This window comes from Streptomyces sp. bgisy130 (genome assembly GCF_057708345.1).
In genome coordinates, this window is the sequence record NZ_JBYISA010000041.1 from 15,864 (window position 1) to 31,933 (window position 16,070).

The 16,070-nt window shown below is 71.8% G+C and carries 16 protein-coding genes; 8 read left to right on the forward strand and 8 right to left on the reverse strand.

Translation table 11 applies throughout. The annotated features are described in order from the left end of the window. Positions 1–158 precede the first annotated feature (158 nt). Both AC3EUV_RS32770 and AC3EUV_RS32775 read right to left on the reverse strand, forming a co-directional pair. Entirely contained in the window at positions 159–1,421 is a 1,263-nt protein-coding gene (locus AC3EUV_RS32770) for a D-alanyl-D-alanine carboxypeptidase family protein (RefSeq protein WP_435604494.1), read from the reverse strand. A 128-nt stretch (positions 1,422–1,549) separates the two neighbouring features. Next, positions 1,550–2,431, reverse strand: coding sequence for an endonuclease I family protein (locus AC3EUV_RS32775; RefSeq protein WP_432146097.1), 882 nt, complete (start codon positions 2,429–2,431; stop codon positions 1,550–1,552). A gap of 424 nt (positions 2,432–2,855) precedes the next feature. On the opposite strand from AC3EUV_RS32775, the gene AC3EUV_RS32780 reads away from it, so the two are divergent. Next, positions 2,856–3,284 carry a hypothetical protein gene (locus AC3EUV_RS32780; RefSeq protein ID WP_432146098.1) on the forward strand — a complete coding sequence of 143 codons (429 nt, stop codon included), beginning with the start codon at positions 2,856–2,858 and terminating at the stop codon, positions 3,282–3,284. On the opposite strand, the gene ligD is transcribed toward AC3EUV_RS32780, so the two are convergent. Continuing rightward, a complete protein-coding gene (ligD, locus tag AC3EUV_RS32785) occupies positions 3,258–4,235 on the reverse strand; it encodes a non-homologous end-joining DNA ligase (protein WP_432146099.1) in 978 nt (325 codons plus the stop codon). The genes AC3EUV_RS32780 and ligD overlap by 27 nt on opposite strands. A gap of 30 nt (positions 4,236–4,265) precedes the next feature. On the opposite strand from ligD, the gene ku reads away from it, so the two are divergent. Together ku and AC3EUV_RS32795 are read left to right on the forward strand one after the other, a co-directional pair. Beyond that, entirely contained in the window at positions 4,266–5,423 is a 1,158-nt protein-coding gene (gene ku, locus AC3EUV_RS32790) for a non-homologous end joining protein Ku (protein ID WP_435604495.1), read from the forward strand. A 47-nt stretch (positions 5,424–5,470) separates the two neighbouring features. Beyond that, positions 5,471–5,848, forward strand: a complete 378-nt coding sequence (locus AC3EUV_RS32795) for an RNA-binding S4 domain-containing protein (RefSeq protein WP_432146101.1) — start codon at positions 5,471–5,473, stop codon at positions 5,846–5,848. 52 nt (positions 5,849–5,900) lie between these two features. On the opposite strand, the gene AC3EUV_RS32800 is transcribed toward AC3EUV_RS32795, so the two are convergent. After that, a complete protein-coding gene (locus AC3EUV_RS32800) occupies positions 5,901–6,338 on the reverse strand; it encodes a YchJ family protein (protein WP_435604496.1) in 438 nt (145 codons plus the stop codon). Between the two features lie 196 nt (positions 6,339–6,534). Here AC3EUV_RS32800 and AC3EUV_RS32805 point away from each other — a divergent pair, with 196 nt between their 5' ends. Beyond that, positions 6,535–6,729 carry a hypothetical protein gene (locus AC3EUV_RS32805; protein ID WP_018092434.1) on the forward strand — a complete coding sequence of 65 codons (195 nt, stop codon included), beginning with the start codon at positions 6,535–6,537 and terminating at the stop codon, positions 6,727–6,729. Between the two features lie 150 nt (positions 6,730–6,879). Continuing rightward, positions 6,880–8,691 carry a hypothetical protein gene (locus tag AC3EUV_RS32810; protein WP_435604497.1) on the forward strand — a complete coding sequence of 604 codons (1,812 nt, stop codon included), beginning with the start codon at positions 6,880–6,882 and terminating at the stop codon, positions 8,689–8,691. A gap of 73 nt (positions 8,692–8,764) precedes the next feature. On the opposite strand, the gene AC3EUV_RS32815 is transcribed toward AC3EUV_RS32810, so the two are convergent. Beyond that, positions 8,765–10,270: an SCO1417 family PLP biosynthesis transcription factor gene (locus AC3EUV_RS32815; protein ID WP_432146104.1), complete on the reverse strand. Its 1,506-nt coding sequence runs from the start codon at positions 10,268–10,270 to the stop codon at positions 8,765–8,767. A gap of 107 nt (positions 10,271–10,377) precedes the next feature. On the opposite strand from AC3EUV_RS32815, the gene yczE reads away from it, so the two are divergent. The 3 genes from yczE to AC3EUV_RS32830 all read left to right on the forward strand — a co-directional run bounded on the left by yczE (position 10,378) and on the right by AC3EUV_RS32830 (position 12,754). After that, the gene (gene yczE / locus AC3EUV_RS32820) at positions 10,378–11,055 is read left to right on the forward strand and encodes a membrane protein YczE (RefSeq protein ID WP_435604498.1); all 678 of its coding nucleotides are present in this window, start codon (positions 10,378–10,380) and stop codon (positions 11,053–11,055) included. Beyond that, a complete protein-coding gene (locus AC3EUV_RS32825) occupies positions 11,052–11,852 on the forward strand; it encodes a glycerophosphodiester phosphodiesterase family protein (protein ID WP_432146105.1) in 801 nt (266 codons plus the stop codon). The genes yczE and AC3EUV_RS32825 overlap by 4 nt, the downstream gene beginning before the upstream one ends. Positions 11,853–12,376: 524 nt before the next feature. Continuing rightward, positions 12,377–12,754: an RNA polymerase-binding protein RbpA gene (locus tag AC3EUV_RS32830; protein WP_026170122.1), complete on the forward strand. Its 378-nt coding sequence runs from the start codon at positions 12,377–12,379 to the stop codon at positions 12,752–12,754. Positions 12,755–12,870: 116 nt separating this feature from the next. Here AC3EUV_RS32830 and fxsA read toward each other — a convergent pair whose 3' ends face one another. The 3 genes from fxsA to lnt form a co-directional block, all read right to left on the reverse strand. After that, positions 12,871–13,500: an FxsA family membrane protein gene (gene fxsA, locus AC3EUV_RS32835; RefSeq protein WP_432146106.1), complete on the reverse strand. Its 630-nt coding sequence runs from the start codon at positions 13,498–13,500 to the stop codon at positions 12,871–12,873. 90 nt (positions 13,501–13,590) lie between these two features. Next, entirely contained in the window at positions 13,591–14,346 is a 756-nt protein-coding gene (locus tag AC3EUV_RS32840) for a polyprenol monophosphomannose synthase (protein ID WP_432146107.1), read from the reverse strand. Beyond that, positions 14,343–16,064, reverse strand: a complete 1,722-nt coding sequence (lnt, locus tag AC3EUV_RS32845; RefSeq protein ID WP_435604499.1) for an apolipoprotein N-acyltransferase — start codon at positions 16,062–16,064, stop codon at positions 14,343–14,345. Before lnt ends, AC3EUV_RS32840 begins: the two co-directional genes overlap by 4 nt. Positions 16,065–16,070 lie beyond the last annotated feature (6 nt).

Sequence of the window (16,070 nt, forward strand, 5' to 3'; positions counted from 1 at the left end):
AACCACGACAGCTGATCAGGACGCTACACCGAGCAACGCCCGGCAGGCCGCACAACCGTGGCTGACGCGTCGCCCTTCACCGGGCAAGGCCATCGGCTGTCCTCCGTATTCCTGACCGATCGGATGGATGTACGACAGCCGGCGCCGTGGGGACGGCCTCAGGCGGACCCGGCCCCAGACCCGGACTCCGACTCGCCGCCCGCGCTCGCGCGCGCGGTGCGCCGGCGCCGCCACAGCGCGGTACCGAGCCCGGCGGCGCCGATGACCCCGACGGCGCCGGCCGCGGACAGGAACCACCAGTACCGAGTGAACGGCGCGCCGGCCGTCTCTGCCGCGATCCCTGCCGTGTGCAGCGGCACCGGCCGGTGGGCGACGGGCCGCGGTTCACCGGTGACCTCATCGGGCTCCATGGCGGGCAGCACCCCGACGGCCTCGGCCCGGGGAGCCGCGTCGAATCCCCAGTCCAGCAGGGCGCGGGTCTCCTCGTAGACGGCGTTCCGGCCGCCGGACCGCGGATTCATGAGGGTGACCAGCAGCGTCCGGCCGTCGCGCCGGGCCGCGGCGATCAGGGTGTTGCCGGCATGGGTCGTGTAGCCGTTCTTCACCCCGATCAGGCCGTCGTACGGTCTGACGCCGTGTGAGCCGACCAGCAGCCGGTTGGTGTTCTGGATGGTGAACGAGTCCGGGCCGCCGTCCTGCGGGAGCTGGGCCCGCTTCGTCGAGGCGAAGTGGGCGAAGTCCGCGTTGGTCAGCCCGGCCTGCCCGAAGAGCGTCAGATCGTAGGCGGACGAGACCTGTCCCGGTGTGTCGAAGCCGTCCGCGGACGCCACCCGGGTGTCGCGGGCGCCGAGGCGGCGGGCGGTCTCCCGCATATCGTCGATGGTCTTGCGCCAGCCGCCGTTCATGCTGGCCAGGGTGTGCACCGCATCGCTGCCCGAGCTGAGGAACACTCCGTGCCACAGGTCGGCGACCTGGTAGGGCATGTCCTCCCTGAGGCCCGCGAGGGAGCTGCCCGACTCGATCCCGGCCAGGTCAGCCAGAGAGACGGTGTGCACCTCGCCCTGGGAGAACTTCGGCAGCACCGTCAGGGCGAAGAGCGTCTTGAGGGTGCTGGCGGGTGGCAGCGGCCGGTGGGCGTCCTTGGCCGCGAGGACCTTGCCGCTCGCCAGGTCCGTCACCATCCACGACAGGGCGGTGACCTCCGGCAGCTCGGGCACGTCCGGCCGGGGCCGGAACCGCACGCCGCGCCCGTCCAGCCGGCTCTCGGCCTCGGCCGGTTCGGCCGTGTGCGCCGCGGGCCGCAGGTCGTCGATGCCGTGCGGGCCATCGGCGACCGCCGGGCTCGGCACGGCCCACAGGATCGCGGCACAAACAGTGGCGGCGGTAACGACTCTGACGGAGGCCCAACTCACGCTAGACATGTGGCCCACGCTAAAAACGACCGCGGCCGAGCGCTGGTTGGCCTACTCCATCCGATGCGCGAGCGCCCCGACTGCCGTAGACGGCGGGCCGGGCCCGGCGGCCATTCCGCCGGGCCCGGCCGGAAGGGCTACCAGATCTCGCCGACCCATTCGGGGTGGTCGATGAACGGGTTCCTGTTGTGCTGGTACTTGTCGAATATCACCTGGTTGCGGTGCTTTTCGAAGGTGTCCGGCGGGTCCTGCTCGCTCCACTTCTTGAGGACGGAAAGCCGGCCGATATGCGGCTGGGTGCCGTTGTCGACCTTGTCATTGGGCTCCAGATCGGCGAATCCGTCACCCCCGTCATAACGGACGGCCATGTACAGGATCATGCGGGCGACATCGCCCTTGACCGCGTCACGGGGCTCGAAGGAGTCGTCGTCGGTGTTGTTTCCGGGCGCCTCGTCGACCTTCGTACCGCCGTTGTCGAAGTCCTTGTTCCCGCGGATGCTGTTGACGGACACATCCTCCGGGCGCAGATGGTGGATATCCGTACCGGGGCCGGTGTCGGTGCCGAAGTCGCCATGGGACTTCGCCCAGACGTGCTCACGATTCCAGTCGTCCGGGTTGCCGCCGTTGGCGTTCTTGCTCTGCGAGCGGCCGGTGTACAGCAGAATGACATTGTCGCTGTTGTCCGGGTCCTGGTCGGTTTCCTTGAGGGCGTCCCAGACCTGGTCGTACGTCAGCTTTCCGGTCTGGGTGCTGCTGATGATCCGGTGCAGCGCATCCTTGAGCGCCTGGCCGGTCTTGCCCTCGGCGTCTTTGTAGTACGTGTCGTCATACGACGTGCCGTCAGCCGTGCCGGCGGACCGGGATGCATGCTGAGCTGCGGATGCGACATCGGCCCGGTGCGGGGCGGCCTGACCGGCCGTCGCATTCGCCGGAATCTGTGCGACCACCGCCGTCAATGCCGTGCCGCCGGCGAGAGCCAGCGCGATACGGGCGCGACGGGTCACGCGTTTGTTGTCCACGAGGGGTGTCCTCTCCCCGAATTGTGGCGCCGAGTCGTGAAAATGTGGGGCACGACTGGCACCGGCCGTTGGGAGCGGCCATCAGCAGCTTTCCATCGCGGTAATCACCACAGTGTGAACACCAGGGGAGAGTTATGTGTCCACCCCGTGGCAATCACCGAATTCCCCCGAAAATGCCGCCGGTTCACCAACGGTCGTGCGCCGTCGGTACGTTGAATACATTCCGCCCGCCGGGCCTCGCCCCGGGCCATGGCCGGGTCCAGGGCCATCCGGCCACGTAACGAGGACGGCGGCACCCCTTGGGCTCATCGGGTGAACCCACGCGCCCTGCGCAACCGAACAGGCACCGCCCGGCTTCCGGAGAAGTGACAGCCGCATTCTCCGAATCCCCTGGATTCTTCGGACCGTGAGTTGTGGAGGCCCCATGGCGCACTTTCGCCCCACTCCCCCGCCGTACGGCGTGACGCCGGATTATGTGCTCGCTCCCCCGCGCCCCGAGGAACGCCTCGGCGCGCCCAGGGATGCGCAGGGGGCGCCGCCCCCGTCCCCCGTGGATCCTGTGCTGCCGCCCCCGCGCCCGGAGGACCGGCTTCCGTTCGGTCCGCCGCAGCCGCAGGCCCGGCCGTTCCTGCCTCCGCGCCCCGAGGAGCAGCGGCAGGGGCCGGTGGCCCTGCCCGATCGCCGGCGGCAGGACCTCCAGGCCGCGCTGACCGCGGCCGGTGTCGCTCCGACGGACGGGGATCTGGCCGCCATGGCGCAGATCGCGGCCCTGGGCGACACAACTGCCGGTGCCGTCATCAACTGGCTGGGGACCGCCGCGCGCGCCTCATGGCCGCGGCCGCACGCGGTGTGAGCGGCCGGCCGGCCCGCCACCGGCCCGGGGCTCGCCCCGGGCCGTTCCCGGCCGACGGGGGGCCGCGGTGGGCAGCGGGCGGGCCCGGTCCGGGTCGAGGAGCGGGGCGAGCAGATCGCCGTGGCGGGCGCAGCGGGGCTCGATCTCGTCGAAGAGAAAGGTGAGTTGCCGCGGGTCGGTGCATTCGGCGATCTCGTCCCAGGTGACCGGGGCCGAGACGGTGGGGGTGGCACGGGCGCGCAGGGTGTAGGCCACCGCGGTGGTCTTGGCGGCGGCGTTCTGGGAGAAGTCGATGAAGACCTTGCCGGGGCGCAGCGCCTTGGTCATCTTGTGCACGACCAGGTCCGGGAGGGCCGCCGCGGCCTCGACGGCGAGGCTTCTGGCGTAGGCGGTGGTCCGCTCGGACGGCGTGGGCTCGACGGGCACGATCAGGTGCAGGCCCTTGGAGCCGCTGGTCTTGGCGTAGACATCGAGGCCGTCGGCGGCCAGCCGGTCGTGCAGCCACTGTGCCGCGGTGCAGCACTCCACGATGGTGGCCGGGGCGCCGGGGTCGAGGTCGAAGACGAGCCGGTCGGCAACACCCGGCGCCTGCCGCGTCCACTGCGGGGTGTGCAGCTCGACGACCAGGTTCGCGGCCCAGACGAGCGCGGGCAGGTCCTGGAGCAGGACCTGCCGGGTGGGCCCGGACCTCGAATGGGGCACCTCGCACGTCGTCACCCAGGAGGGCGTGCCGGGCGGCACGTTCTTGGTGAAGAAGCGCTGGCCGTCCGGCCCGTCGGGGTAGCGCAGGAAGGACAGCGGCCGGTCGTGGAGGTGGGCGAGCAGCGGGCCTGCCGTGGTGGTGCAGTAGTGCAGCACCTCGCCCTTGGTGGTGCCGGTCTCGGGATAGAGGACCTTGTCCAGGTTGGTCAGCGAGAGGCGCCGCCCCTCCACGACGGTGATCGGCGACATACGATGAGAATCCCACACAAGGGATGAAATATGCGTTCTATATGGAATGGGTCCATATCGTTCGGTCTGGTCACCATCCCCGTGAAGACCTACAGCGCCACCGACCGCACCTCGTCGGTGTCCTTCGTGCGCATCCACGAGAAGGACGGCGCGCAGATCCAGTACCGGAAGATCTGTGAGCTGGACGGCGAGGAAGTCCCGAACGAGGAGGTCGGCAAGGGCTATCAGGCGCCGGGCGACGACACCATCGTGCCGATCACCGACGACGATCTGTCCCGGCTGCCGATGCCCACCGCCAAGACGCTGTCGATCCTCTCGTTCGCCGACCCCGACGAGATCGACCCGCTCCAGATGGACAAGGCCTACTACCTGGGGCCCAACGGGGCGGCGGCCACCAAGCCGTATGCGCTGCTGCGGGAGGCGCTGGAGGACCACCGCAAGGTCGCGATCGGCAAGGTGGCGATGCGGGGGCGGGAGTCGCTGGCGATGCTGCGGGCGCACGACGGGGCGCTGGTGATGCATACGCTGCTGTGGCCGGATCAGATCCGGCCCATTACCGGTGTGGCCCCGGACGATGTCGAGCTCCGCGAGAACGAGCTGACGCTGGCCGAGACCCTGATGGACTCCCTGGGCGAGCTGGACCCCGCCGAACTCCACGACGACTACCGCGAGGCCGTCGAGGAGCTGGTCGCCGCCAAGCTGGAGGGCGAGCCGGTCGCCCCCGCCGCGTCCGGCACGTCCGGCGCCCAGGTCATCGATCTCACGGCGGCGCTGGAGAAGAGCGTGCGGGCGGCACGGGGCGGCGGGGAGGCCGATACGGAGGCGGAGTCGGCATCCGTGACGCCCATACGGGGGCGGAAGGCGGCGAAGAAGGGCGAGGCGGAGCGGGACGCCGCCAAGAAGAGCGGTGCGGCGGCGAAGAAGGCCACAGGGAAGAAGACCGCACCGGCCGCCGCGAAGAAGGCTCCGGCGAAGAAGACGGCGGCCGCACCGAAGGCGGCCGGCGGCCGGGCGAAGGGCACGTCGACGGCCAAGAAGACCGCATCCGCCGGTACTTCCCGGAAGAGCACATCGACGAAGACCACGTCGAAGACCACATCGAAGAGCACCGCGTCGAAGAGCACCACCAAGAAGACCGCCGCCAAAAAGACCGCGGCCAAGAAGACAAGCAAGAGGTCGTCCGCGTAGGGCCGTCGGGCCGCCCCACCGGCGGGCGTCCGTTCTAGAGTCTTGGTATGGCTTCAGACGAGGGGACCACCCGCATCGACAGCTGGATCTGGTCCGTACGGCTCACCAAGACGCGCTCGCTGGCCGCGGCCGCCTGCCGCGCGGGGCACGTACGGGTCAACGGTGAGCGGGTGAAGCCGGCCCATGGCGTACGCAACGGTGACGAGGTGCGGCTGCGGCACGCGGGCCGGGAGCGGATCGTGGTCGTCTCGCGGCTGGTGCGCAAGCGGGTGGGCGCGGCCATCGCCGCGGAGTGCTTCATCGACAACAGCCCGCCGCCCCCGCCGCGCGAGGAGATCCCGGTGACCGGGCACCGCGACCGCGGCACCGGCCGTCCGACCAAGCGCGACCGCCGCGAGATCGACCAGCTGCGCGGCGGACGGTGACCGGGGCCGGCCACTGCGAGCACGGGGACGGGCCCGCCCCGACGGGAGCGGGCTACGCCGGCGGCAGCGCGTCGAGATAGACCCACTGGCCGCCCTCGCGGACGAAGCGGCTGTGCTCGTACTGGCTGTCGGCCTGGCCGTGCAGGCTGTAGTGGGCGCGGAATTCCACGGTGCCTTCGGTGTGGAAGGCGCTGCCGCCCGTCGTGCCGAGGATGTCCAGGCCGGTCCAGCGCTGGGCCGGTTCGAGATCGAGGCCGGCCGGGCGGGTCGTCGGGTGCCAGGTGCGCAGCAGATAGCTGGTGTCACCGACGGCGAAGGCGCCGTAGCGCGAGCGCATCAGGCGCTCCGCGGTCGGGGCCGCGGCATGGCCCTGATGGAATGGGGCGCAGCACTCGCCGTAGGTCTCGTCGCGTCCGCAGGGGCACGGCGAGGCGGGGGTGACGGCGGCGGGGCGGCGGGGCTTGTTCTTCTGCTTCGACTGCTTCGACACCCCACGATTGTGCCGGGCCGGCGGGGCCGGTCCGCGACACGCCGAGCACACCCGGACCCGGCACGCCCTGAAGATGCGCCCATTTAGGGAATTTCCCTGATAAATCACCCATTTGCAGCTTTTCGTGGCTTGATACGTGCTGTGAGGCTGGAAGAACTCATGGTGACCGTCCCCACCACCCAGGAGAGAACCCCCCATGATTCTGTCCATTTCCGGCGTCGTCCTGCTCGGTGTCATCGTCTTCCTCTTCTTCCGGAAAGACGGCCTGAAGTTGTCCCACGCTCTGGTCTCCGCGCTCTTCGGGTTCTACCTCGCCAGCTCCGCCATCGCGCCCAGCATCAAGGCCGGCGGGGCGAGCCTGGCGAGCCTCCTCGGGGGGATCAAGATCTAGTCAGGCAGCCGCAGTCCGCTTCCGGCGCCACCACCACGGGTCCCGCCCGAACGGGCCGCACCGGCTCCCGTCCGGGCGGCTCGGTGTGCGCCCCCTGCCCGCAGCCCCCGCCGATCCCCCACGACCACCGCACGAGCAACAGGAGAAGATGTGGCCCGGCGCCCCCTGCCCCGCATCCTGACCAACAGCGCACCGCTCGCCCGAATGGCACACAGCGCCTCGCTCGCCCGCAGCCGCGAATTCGCGCGCAGCGCCGCCGACAGCGCCTCCGATGTGTTCCATCCGCTGATCACCATCGGCCGGGGGCTGCGCCGGCTGGGCGCGGCCGGCCGGGGACGCTGGGCCGAGACGCCCAAGGATCAGCGCGGTCCGCTGGCGTTCTTCGTGGGCGCGTGTGTGCTGGTGGTGTGGCTGGTGCCGTACGGGCCGCTGCTCGCCCTGATCGGGGTGATGGGCGCGGGGGCCTGGGCGGGGCGGGAGCGTACGCCCGTGGTGACCGGCCCCAGCGAGGCCGAGACCGAGCGGCTGCGGGCGCTCTACGAGGCGCTGGTGCCCTATCTCTCCGCCGAGGGTGACCCCAGCCCGCTGTATGCGCACGGCGGCGGCTGGGAGCGGGCCTTCGCCGAGTACGCCTTCGACGACAGCGGGCGGCTGGAACGACTCCAGCTGAAGTACCCGGCGTACTTCACCGACGGTGAGGACCGGTCCCGGGTCCGCATCGAGCAGGTGCTGTACGCCAAGGCCGGCCGGGGCCGGGAGTACCGCTTCACCTGGGACGAGCTGGCCAATCAGCTCACGCTGACCGTGCTGGAGGCGCTGCCCACGGATATCGCCGCCCAGCGCTTCGTCACCTCGCCGGGCGAGACCGTGCTCGGGTTCACCGACCCGGACTCCGTACAGCGGACCCTGCCGGTCACCGGCGGGGAGGAGACCCGGGATGCCCCGCCGGTGGTCTGGCGTACCGGGCAGCGCTCCACCGAACCGCATCTGCTCGTCCTGGGGCAGCCGGGGACCGGCGCCACGACACTGCTGCGTTCGATCGCCCTCCAGGCGCTCCAGCACGGCGATGTGCTGGTCATCGACGGCAGCGGCACCGGGGAGTACGGCTGTCTGGTCGGGCGCCGCGGGGTGCTCGGGGTGGAGAGCGGGCTGGCCGGGGCGCTGGCGACGCTGGAGTGGGCGTCGCACGAGACCGAGCGGCGGCTGATCGCGGGAAACCGGGCGCGGCAGGCCGGCGGGGCGGCGCCGGACGACACCCGGCGGCCACTGTGGATCATCGCGGACCGTCCGACGGCGCTGTCCCATATCGCGGTCGCGGAGGAGCGGGACGATCCGCAGCGGTGGCTACAGGTGCCGCTGCGGCACGGCCGGGCCGCCCAGGTCACGGTGGTCGTGGCCGACCAGTTCGAGACCGCCGAGCTGCTGAGCGATCCGGTGCGGGCGCACACCAAGGCGCGCGTGGTGCTCGGCCCCGCCACGGCGGAAGAGGTCCGGGCGGTGCTGGGGGCGCCGCCGCACACCACACCGCCGGCACAGGTGCCGCCGGGCCGGGGCTATGCGCGGCTGGGGAGCGCGCCCGTACTGCGGCTCCAGGTGCCGGCCACGCCCGATCCGCTCGACGACGCCACCGGCCGGGCGCACCGGGAGGCGGTCACGGCGCTGCTGCCGGAGCACACGGTCCCGGCCGACGGGGCGGGGACCGGCGAGCCGGTGACCGGCGGCAAGCGGGTGGACGTCGGCAAGCGGGTGGACGTCGGCAGGGCGGAGGCGACCGGCCCGTCCGTACACGCCGACGGGGCGGAAGCGGACGACGGGACCGCGGCGGCCGAGGCGGCACCGGAAGCCGCGGAGGACGGATCGGTGACCGAACCGGTGAGCGCGAGCGCGCGGGTGCGGACCGACAAGGGCGGCGAGCCCCGGGTGATCAAGGGGTCGGTGGAGGCCGTGCGGACGGAGGGGTGAGTTCTCCGTCCGGTGGGGCGGACCGGCCCTGACGGGGCTGCCCCGCCCTCAAAGACGGGGCCGGGGCTAGCCGTCAGGCCACGAACGTGTGCCGCAGCTCCGCCTCCACCGGCGCACCCGTCGCCACCAGTCGCGCGGCGCCGGCCAGCCGGACCGCGGCCTCGTCGGCGACCGCCCCGCTGACCGTGAACGGGAGCCGTACGAAGCCCTCGAAGGCTCCGTCGACACCGAATCGCGGGCCGGAGGGCACCCGTACGCCGAGCCGCTCCCCCGCCTCCGCGATCCGCGAACCGGAGAGTCCGCCCGTCCGCGCCCAGAGGGTGAGGCCGCCGCGTGGCACGCTGAACTCCCAGTCGGGCAGATGCCGGTGCAGCGCCTCGACGATCGCATCGCGATTCTCCCGGGCCTGCTCGCGGCGGATGCCGATGGCCTGCTCCCAGCCGCCGGTCTCCAGGAGCGAGGCGATGGCGAGCTGTTCGAGGACCGGTGAGCCCAGGTCGGAGTAGGCGCGGGCGGCGACCAGGCTGCGGATGATGTCGGGGGCGGCGCGCACCCAGCCGATCCGCATCCCGGCCCAGAACGCCTTGCTCGCCGAGCCGACGGTGATCACCGCGCTGCCGGCCGGGTCGAACGCGCAGACCGGCCGGGGTGGTTCGGTGTCCTCGTCCAGCTGAAGCTCGGTCATGGTCTCGTCGACGACGAGCAGGGTGCCGGCCGACCGGGCGGCGTCGACGAGGCGGCGGCGCTGGTCCTCGGTGGCGAGGGTGCCGGTGGGGTTGTGGAAGTCGGCGACGACATAGGCCATACGGGGGGCGGCATCGCGCATCACCTGGCGCCAGACGGGGATGTCCCAGCCGGCCAGCTTGTCCCCGAGGGCGACCGGGACGAGCCGGGCGCCGGCGTCCCGCATCAGCTGGAGGATGTTGGCGTACGACGGCGAATCGACGGCTACCCGCTCGCCGGGGCTGGTACAGAGCCGGCAGATCGCGGCGACGGCGCCCATCGCGCCGGTGGTCACCATGATCTGTTCCGGCATGGTGGGGATACCGCGGGCGGTGTAGCGGTCCGCGAGGGCCTGCCGCAGGACGGGCAGCCCGGCCGGGTAGTCGCCGTGCGTGTGGGAGTAGAGCGGAAGGTCGGCCATGGCGCCCTGGACGGCGCGGGTGAGCCAGGGTTCGGGGGCCGGGAGGGCGGCGCAGCCGAGGTCGATCATGGAGCCGGCGGCTTCCGGGGGCAGCGGTTCCAGACCGCGGGTGGGCAGCGGATTGCCGGCCGGGACGGCGGTCCAACTGCCCGAGCCGCGCCGGGACTCCAGGAACCCCTCGGCGCGCAGCGCTTCATAGGCGGCGGCGACGGTGGTGCGGCTGACGCCGAAGGCCGCGGCCAGTTCGCGCTCGGCCGGCAGCCGGGCGGCGACCGGTATCCGGCCTTCCAGTACGAGCAGGCGCACACCGTCGGCGAGGCTGCGATAGGCGGGCAACCGGCGGCCGCCGACCGCGAGTTGGGCATCGCGCGGGTCCTGCGACCGGAGCAGCCGGGCGAGTTGGGGCGCGCCAACCGCTGAAGTCCACTGAGCCATGAAGATCAGTCCACCTTCCACGAATTGGCTCTACTTCCCGAGCCCGGACACGCCACATGGTGTCATGCGTCGGTCCAATCCTGCCAGGAGGGGGAAAAGTCGTGTCCATGATCAGTGAGCCCGGCCCGGGGAGGGGCGCGCTGGCGCGCCGCTTGGTCCAGCTCTATACGGGACTGACGCTGTACGGCGTGAGCATGGGCCTGATGCTGCGGGCCGAGCTGGGGCTGGAGCCATGGAGCGTGCTGAACCAGGGCATATCCCGTCATACGGGGCTGTCGATCGGCACGGTCACCATCGTCTCCGGCGCGCTGATCCTGCTGCTCTGGATCCCGCTGCGCCAGCGCCCCGGTCTGGGCACGGTGTCCAATGTGGTGATCCTCGGCCTGGTGATGGACGCGACGCTGGCCTGGGTGCCGGAGCTGGATTCGCTGGGCGCCCGTATCCCGCTGCTGGCGGGCGCCGTCCTCCTGAACGGCGCCGCGACCGGGCTGTACATCTCCGCCGACTACGGCCCGGGGCCGCGCGACGGGCTGATGACCGGCCTGCACCGGCGGACCGGCCGCCCGGTGCGGCTGGTGCGGACCTGCATCGAGGTGACGGTGCTGGCGGCGGGCTTCGCGCTCGGCGGGTCCGTCGGCGTCGGCACGGTCGTCTATGCGCTGGCCATCGGCCCCCTGGCGCAGTTCTTCCTCCGCCGCTTCGCGGTCCGGGGCACAGCCGTGCAGCCGTCCCCGGTGGTGGCCCGCGGAGAGGCTTCACCTGAGCGCGCCATACTGCCGGAGTGACCTCAGCGATATGCATCCGCCACGCCTATCTCGACCACCCCGGACCGCTCCCCTTCGCCCATCGGGGCGGCGACGCGGAGGGCCTGGAGAACACCGCCGCCGCCTTCCGGCGCTCGGTCGGCCTCGGATACCGCTATCTGGAGACCGATGTGCACGCCACTTCGGACGGCCGGCTCGTCGCCTTCCATGACGCGACACTCGACCGCGTCACGGACACCCGCGGCGCGATCGGAGAACTCCCCTGGCAGGCGGTGCGCCGGGCCCGGGTCGGCGGACGGGAGCCGCTGCCGCTGTTCGAGGAGCTGCTGGAGGAGTTCCCCGAGGCGCGCTGGAACGTCGACCTCAAGGCCGAGGCCGCGCTGGCGCCGCTGCTGGACCTGCTCCGCCGCACCCGCGCCTGGGAGCGGGTGTGCGTCGGCTCGTTCTCGGAGGCCCGGGTGGCACGGGCCCAGCAGCTGGCCGGCCGGCGGATGGCAAGCTCGCTCGGCACCCGTGGGGTGGCCGGGCTGCGGCTGCGCTCGTACGGCCGCGGAGTGCTGCCGCTCGACCGGCTGCTGGGCGCGGCGGTGCGGCGCAGCGCGGTATGCGTACAGGTCCCCGAGCGGCAGTCCGGCCTCCCGGTCGTCGATCCGCTGTTCCTGCGCGCGGCGCATGCGCTGGGCATGCAGGTGCACGTCTGGACGGTCAATGACGCGGACCGGATGAACGCCCTCCTGGATCTCGGCGTGGACGGCATCATGACCGATCGCCTAGAAACGCTGCGGACGGTGCTGACCGAGCGGGGACTCTGGGTCTGAGCCGCCCGTGGGCCGCCGGCCGTGCACCGCGGGGAACGGGGGGAACGGGGGGAACGGGGGGAACGGGGGGAACGGGGGGAACGGGGGGGACGGGATGGCGGGGACGGGCGCATCCGGCGCACCGGCGGGGCTCTGGACGAGCCGGACTGCCGGCGCCGCGACCAGCGCGGCCGGCCGGGACATTCCGGCGACCGGAATCCAGTACCTGACCGGATTTAGCCTCCGGGCGTGCGGGGCGGTAGTGTACGCCTTTGGCTCACCAGGCGGACCGTTACTGCGCGCTCAAGCATGGAAGGCGCTGGGTGACATCTGCTGCCAGATGTGACAAACCGGGCGCCGGTGGGTACAACAAGGGGCGGCACGAAGGTAGGCAGCGGCGCACAGCGCCTCCGTCAAGGGCGGTGGTGGGCGACGGGTGGGCTCATATCCCGAATTCGGGAATCTTCACCGCCGACCGGACGTTGACCGGATGACGACGACAGCGACACCTGTCCTGTGGGCGACAAGCCCGGGAGGCACGATTCATGAGTGAGCGAGCTCTCCGCGGCACGCGACTCGTGGTGACCAGCTACGAGACCGACCGCGGCATCGACCTGGCCCCGCGCCAGGCGGTGGAGTACGCATGCCAGAACGGACATCGATTCGAGATGCCGTTCTCGGTTGAGGCCGAGATTCCGCCGGAGTGGGAGTGCAAGGTATGCGGTGCACCCTCTCTTCTGGTGGATGGCGACGGCCCCGAGGAGAAGAAGGGTAAGCCCGCGCGTACGCACTGGGACATGCTCATGGAGCGGCGCACCCGCGAGGAGCTCGAGGAGGTGCTGGCCGAGAGGCTGGCCGTCCTGCGCTCCGGCACCATGAACATCGCCGTGCATCCGCGCGACAGCAACCGCAAGTCCGCCTGACAACGGACCTGCGCCAAGCAAGTACGCAAGGGCCGGGGCCACTGCATCACGCAGTGGCCCCGGCTTTTTGTCGTCCGCGCGGGCGTTCAGCCCGATGCGCTCAACGGGGCAGCGGGTCAGCCGGTCAGCGGCGGATCCTGGCGGCGCGGGGCCGGCGGCTCGTCGTCGCGGATGACCTCGCCCTGCACGACCTTGCCGTCCGGCCGGTGCATCCGGGCCTGCTGGAACGCGTCACCGAACGAGCCCGGGGCGTAGCCCGCCCGCCGGGACAGCAGCTTCTCGGCGCGGCGCTGCATCAGCTTCCCGGTCGGTGGGAAGAGGCAGAGCAGCCCCAGGGCGTCGGACACCAGCCCCGGCAGCATCAGCAGCAGTCCGCCGACCATGGGGAGCGTATTGCCGCTGCCTGACTTGCCGCTGCCCGACTTGGCATTGCCGGATCTGCCGTTGCCGGACGAGGAGTTGCCGGCCGGGGAGTCGTCGGCCGCGGCCGGGTCGCCGGCGGTCTGGAAGCTCTCGGTGAGGTTCCGCCAGGCGCGACGGCCGGCCCGCTTGGTCACGTAGCCGCCGACGATCACTCCGGCGACCAGCAGGAGCAGCACCGTCAGACCGTTGGTGGCACCGGCGACGACGGTCAGCAGCCAGATCTCCAGCACCATCCAGGCGGCGATGCCCAAGGGGACGAACCTACGGGCGCGCGAGCGCTGGGGCGGGCGGGGACTCGGCGATGGCGTGGCTCCGAACGTCATGCCTCAAGTGTGCCTGGCCCGTCCGGCCGCCTTTCCCGAGGGTCACCGGAGAGATCAACTCCCGGCGGCCGGGCGGTGGCGGGCCGGGCGTCAGCGGCCGCGGATCTTGTCGACCCGTGAGCCGACGCCCCAGGCCGTGACGCGCCACAGCGCCTCCACGACGATGTCGCGGCTCATCTTGCTGTCGCCGTACTCGCGCTCGACGAAGGTGATCGGGACCTCGACTACGTGATAGCCGGCCTGCACGGCGCGGCGGGCGAGGTCGACCTGGAAGCAGTAGCCCTGGGAGGCAACATCGTCCAGGCCCAGCCCCTTGAGGGCCTCCGCGCGAAAGGCCCGGTAGCCGCCGGTGATGTCGCGCAGCGGCAGATCCAGCGCCAGCCGGGAGTAGGTGCTGCCGCCGCGGGAGATCAGCTGGCGGTACTTGGGCCAGTTGACGGTACGGCCGCCGGGCACCCAGCGCGAGCCGAGGACGAGATCGGCGCCCTTGAGGGCGGTGAGCAGCCGGGGCAGTTCCTCGGGCTGGTGCGAACCGTCGGCGTCCATCTCGACCAGCACGCCGTAGCCGTGGTCGACGCCCCACCGGAAGCCCGCGAGATAGGCGGCGCCGAGCCCTTCCTTGCCCTTGCGGTGCAGTACATGGACCTGGTCGTCCCCGGCGGCCAGCTCATCGGCCAGCTTGCCGGTGCCGTCGGGGCTGTTGTCGTCCGCGACCAGGACATGGGCCTCAGGGACGGCGGACCGCACCCGCGAGACGACCGGCTTGATGTTCTCCGCCTCGTTGTACGTCGGGATGATCACCAACGTGGTGCCGAGCGGACCGTACTGCCGCTGACCGTCTGTCACTGCTGCCCCTTCTCGTCCTTCGTACGCCCACGCCGGCCGATGGCTGCCGCGGCGGCGCAGGACAGAAGGCCCACGATAGCGAGCGCCCACTCCGGAGCGGCTCCGACGCGGTCGGCGAGCGTCGTTTCGTCCCGCAGCGGAATCCGCGCGGAGACCACGCCCTGGGTGAACTCCGGGATCCGGTGGGTGATCGTGCCGTCCGGGGCGACCACCGCGCTGATTCCGCTGGTGGCGGCGGTGACCACGGCGCGGCCGTGTTCGACGGCGCGCAGCTTGGACATCGCCAGCTGCTGCTCGGGCTGGCCGGTGCGGCCGTAGGTGGCGTTGTTGGTCTGGATGACCAGGGCGCGGGCGCCGGCGTTGACCGTGTCGTGGACGATCTGGTCGTAGGCGACCTCGAAGCAGATGACGTCGCCGAGCCGGGCGGGGCCGACCTTGAGCACCCCGGTGTGGTCACCGGGGTAGAAGTTGCGGGTCACCCGCTGGAAGCGCGTAATGATCTTGCTGAGCTGCTCCTTGAACGGCACATACTCGCCGAACGGCACCGGGTGCTGCTTGGTGTAGGAGGCGCCCGGCCCCTTCTTCGGATCCCAGACGATGCCCTCGTTGAAGACGTAGCCCTCCTTGGTGGGGTGATCCACCAGGGCGCCCACGAGGACGGGCACGTTGATGGCCTTCACGGCCTCGTCGATCCGGTCGTACGCCTGCGGGTACTTGAACGGATCCAGGTCGGAGGAGTTCTCCGGCCAGATGACCAGGTCCGGCTTCCTGACCCGGCCGGCCTTGACGTCCGCGGCGAGCTTCTCGGTGGCGGTGGCGTGATTGTCCGTGATCATCATGGGGCGGCCCAGGAAGTCCATACCGGGTGACTGGACGTTGCCCTGGACGACAGCGATGTCAACGGTGTCGTCGGCCTTGGTGGGCACCGGCACCAGCACACCGGCCGCGGCGACCGCGGCGGCGAGCCCGAACGCCTCGATGGCCGGCACGGCGCGGCGCAGCGACCCCTTCCCGCGCAGCCCCCAGAGGGTGGCGGCACAGGCGGCGAGCAGCGCCCCGGCCAGCGCGACGGCGAAGGTCACCAGCGGGGCACCGCCGAGCGCGGCGAGCGGGGTGAACGGCGAGCCGGTGTTGGCGAACGCCAGCCGGCCCCACGGGAAGCCACCGAGCGGCAGCCGGTCGCGGGCCCACTCCTCGGCGACCCACAGACAGGCGGCCCACACCGGCCAGGCCGGCAGCCGGGAGGTGACGGCGAGCGCCGCGCCCAGCAGTGCCAGGAAGAGCGCCTCGATGATCGAGAGGCCCACCACCGCGTCCCAGCCGATGACATGGAGCCACTTCAGCAGGATCAGGAAGAAGGACAGCCCGAACGCGAAGCCCGTCCAGGCGCCCTGGCGGGCGGTCCGGCCGCGGGTCAGCAGCGACAGCGCGGCGACGGACACCAGGGACAGCGGCCACAGGTCGTACGGCGGGAAGGCGAGTCCGAGCACGAGACCGGCGACGACCGCGAGGCCGGTGCGCGGCGCCTCACGGCGGGCCAGGGCGGCGAGCCGCCGGGCGCGGCCGGGGCGGGCGGGCGCGGCGGCCGGGGAGCCCGTCCCGGCGGGGGGCACCGGGCCGGCGGCCGTGCTGCCGCTGACGGCTTGTTCGGTGGTGTCGGAGCCCGATGGCACGTCGCGAGCCTTCCTGCAGGTCGTGGTGGTGAGCTGACCGTACATCGGGAG